Below are 2,766 nucleotides of genomic sequence, written 5' to 3'. Positions count from 1 at the left end.
CCGGTGGCTCGGGACGAGACGGCGGGCGGCGCACCTGNGGCCGCTTGCCGGCCGGAGCCTAGGGCGCGGTCCTGGGCGGGCGTGTCCTCGAGCAACCGCACGAGGTCACGAACGACCGGGATTCGCCATGAAACTACCCCTTCTCGAAGAACCCCGGATGATCCTGATGCACCCCATAGCTGACGACCCTCTGACCAAACCGGCGATTGATCCGGTCGATGGTTGCCGCCAGTTTTTCCCGCTTGTTCGGCTCACCCGGCGCCAGCGGTAGGAACAGCTCGCCCGGCCGTTCGGAAAGCGGGATCACTTCGCCCAGGTGAACGCCGATCGACAGCACATAGCCGTGTCGCTCATGGCGAAACTGCGCCCATTCGGCTTCGAACAGCTTCAGGAAAATCGCGGAATCCTGACTCGGCGTCAGGGTTTTCGCGCGGGACCAGCCGCGGCCTTCAGGAAGACGGATCATGAGGGAAAACCGCCGGGCGCAAAACCCGTCACGGCGCATCCGCTCGACGGCTTTTTCGGTCAACCAACGCCCAACCAGGCGCGCGGCATCGGGCCGTCGATACTGCGGAGCGAGAACCTTCGAGTTGCCGTAGCCATTTCGCTGCGTCGGCAAGAGCGGAATATCCATGCCCTGCAAGGCTCGAACGAAACGCTCACCTTCGACGGAGCGCCAAATCTGCCGTGCGTGGCGAGGATCGAGCGCATAGAGTTCCGCGACGCCCCAAACGGCTGCACGCTGCAACCGGGCTTTGATGCCGTGCGAAATCCCCGGCAGATCGTCAAGCGACAGATGCGCGATACGGTCGGGCATGTTTTCGGGGGCAAGCCATTGCAGGCCGTCCGGTTTTTCGAGCTTGCCGGCGATCTTCGCAAGCAGGTGGTTCGGCCCGATGCCCACGGAACAGCGCAGCTCCGATCCGACCTGTTCGCGGATCGCGGCCTTCAGGCGGCGGCCGAGATCGAGGGCCGCCGGCAGATCCGCTGTCGGGCCGCCGAGGCCGACCTGAAATTCATCGACGGAGCGAACGGCCTGAAGCTCTGCGATCTGGTCGATGACGCCGGCGATCTTCTGGTTCACGCGAACATAAAGGCGGTGGCGGCTCGGGCGGAAAATGATGCCTGGGCACAACCGGCGCGCGTCGTAGACGCGCGTTCCGGTTTTGACGCCGAAGGCTTTGGCCTCATAGGACGCCGCGACACAAGCTCCCGATTCGGCGCTGATAGCGGTAATGCCAACGGGCTTACCCCGCAGCGACGGATCGGCCTGCTGCTCAACGCTGGCAAAAAAGCTATTCATATCAATGTATAGAGACCGCATCGGGGTCATGCGTCACGATCCTGCTTGTCGAGAATTGCCCTTTGTTCTTATTTTGTTCTCATGGTGGAACGCAAGGATCAGCTTCGGAATGTGGCCTTCGGCGGCAATTGGTCAGAAGAAATTCTGATCGTGGGCGAGCTGCGCCAGGTGCTTGCCCTTGTCGAGACGGCCGCGGCCGACTGCGCGGATCGCGATGTGGAGACAGAAGAATTTCTCTCGGCCATGCTCTATGTTCGGAAGAACATCGAGAAAGGGCCGATGCTGACAGGTGCCTTCTTCAAGGCACTACGGATCGAAAATCAAAGCCTGCGCCGGGCGGAGGCCCTGCGCGTGGCGAAGATGATCCGAGGATGGGCCGGACTGTAGGGGCGCGGAATGTGCAATCTATATGCGAACATCGCCACGGCAGAGGCCATGCGCCGGCTGTTTCAGGTCTCGGCCGATCTTGATCGGCTCGGGAACGCTGAACCGAGGCCGGCGATATTCCCGAAGGGGCTTGCGCCGGTGGTGCGCCTCGATGCTGACGGAAAGCGCGAGCTGATCGAAATGCGATGGGGTTTTCTCACGCCGCAGGTGTCGAAGAAAACCGGCAAGCCGATCAAGCCCGCCGCCTGGAATAATGCGCGCGACGACAAGCTGCGAAAAAGCGGCCTCTGGCGAGGCAGCTTTGAGGATCGGCGTTGCCTGGTCCCGGTCACGAGCTTCAACGAGACCAAGGGCAGGCAGCCGGCGACGGATTACTGGTTTGCGCTCACCGGCGAAGATCCCGATGGACGGCCGCCCTTCGCCTTCGCGGGCCTTTGGCGCGCGGAAAACCCGGAGCTGATCGAAGAGGACGAAACGGAGCTTCGGCATACCGTGGTCACAACTGAAGCAAACGAGCTGATCCGGCCCATCCATGCGAAGGGGCGAATGCCGGTCATCATCGAAGCTGGGGTAGATTCCGGTAGGGGGCAGGATCGTATCACAAGGCATTTTGGCGGTGCCGTCTGACAATGTCGGTGACGGTGTTTTTTGAGATGCCGAGGTCACGGGCAATCCACCGATATGATCGACCCTCTGCGACGGCCTGGAGCACCTTTGGGGCGAGCTTGTCTGACTTCGGTCGCTGACTAGGTTGGCGGCCGAGCTTTTTGCCCCGCGCTCGGGCAGCGGCCAAACCGGATTTCACACGCTCGCTGAGAAGGTCGCGCTCGAACTGGGCGATCCCTGCCAGCATGGTGGCCATCATCCGTCCATGAGGTGTGTCGAGCTCGAAGGTCATGCCATTCATGGCTACGACCGAGACTTTCCAGCCTGCGAGCCGATTGAGGGTATCGAGCAGATCCTGAGTGGAGCGCCCCCACCGGGAAAGCTCGCTGACAAGGATGGCATCAATCTGACGGGCCTGCGCGAGGTCGAGGATCCGATTGCGAGGGCTCTGTTGCAAATTTTTCTGGCTG

The 2,766-nt window shown here is 61.9% G+C and carries 4 protein-coding genes; 2 read left to right on the top strand and 2 right to left on the bottom strand.

Translation table 11 applies throughout. The features are described 5' to 3' along the window. Window positions 1-133: 133 nt before the first annotated feature. Window positions 134-1,333: a UMUC-like DNA-repair protein gene (locus FE811_RS26330; protein WP_140849459.1), complete on the bottom strand. Its 1,200-nt coding sequence runs from the start codon at window positions 1,331-1,333 to the stop codon at window positions 134-136. Window positions 1,334-1,348: 15 nt separating this feature from the next. Here FE811_RS26330 and FE811_RS26325 point away from each other — a divergent pair, with 15 nt between their 5' ends. Together FE811_RS26325 and FE811_RS26320 are read left to right on the top strand one after the other, a co-directional pair. Beyond that, on the top strand, window positions 1,349-1,690 hold the full coding sequence (locus tag FE811_RS26325; RefSeq protein ID WP_140849457.1) for a hypothetical protein: 342 nt from the start codon (window positions 1,349-1,351) through the stop codon (window positions 1,688-1,690). A gap of 9 nt (window positions 1,691-1,699) precedes the next feature. Next, window positions 1,700-2,317 (top strand): SOS response-associated peptidase, encoded by a 618-nt coding sequence (locus tag FE811_RS26320; RefSeq protein WP_140849455.1) that lies wholly within the window; start codon window positions 1,700-1,702, stop codon window positions 2,315-2,317. On the opposite strand, the gene FE811_RS26315 is transcribed toward FE811_RS26320, so the two are convergent. Beyond that, window positions 2,289-2,766, bottom strand: a 478-nt coding sequence (locus FE811_RS26315) for a recombinase family protein (protein WP_140849453.1), incomplete at its 5' end; no start/stop codon positions are given. The genes FE811_RS26320 and FE811_RS26315 overlap by 29 nt on opposite strands.

It is taken from the genome of Paracoccus sp. FO-3, from assembly GCF_006386455.1.
GTDB classification, from domain to species: domain Bacteria; phylum Pseudomonadota; class Alphaproteobacteria; order Rhodobacterales; family Rhodobacteraceae; genus Paracoccus; species Paracoccus versutus.
Note: the sequence above shows the minus strand (reverse complement) of the source record. Positions and strands in the feature narration are given on the sequence as shown.

What these genes read in the sequence shown, in the direction of transcription:
- FE811_RS26330 (WP_140849459.1), bottom strand. Translation starts at nt 1,333, where the DNA reads ATGACCCCGATGCGGTCTCTATACATTGATATGAATAGCTTTTTTGCC.
- FE811_RS26320 (WP_140849455.1), top strand. Translation starts at nt 1,700, where the DNA reads ATGTGCAATCTATATGCGAACATCGCCACGGCAGAGGCCATGCGCCGG.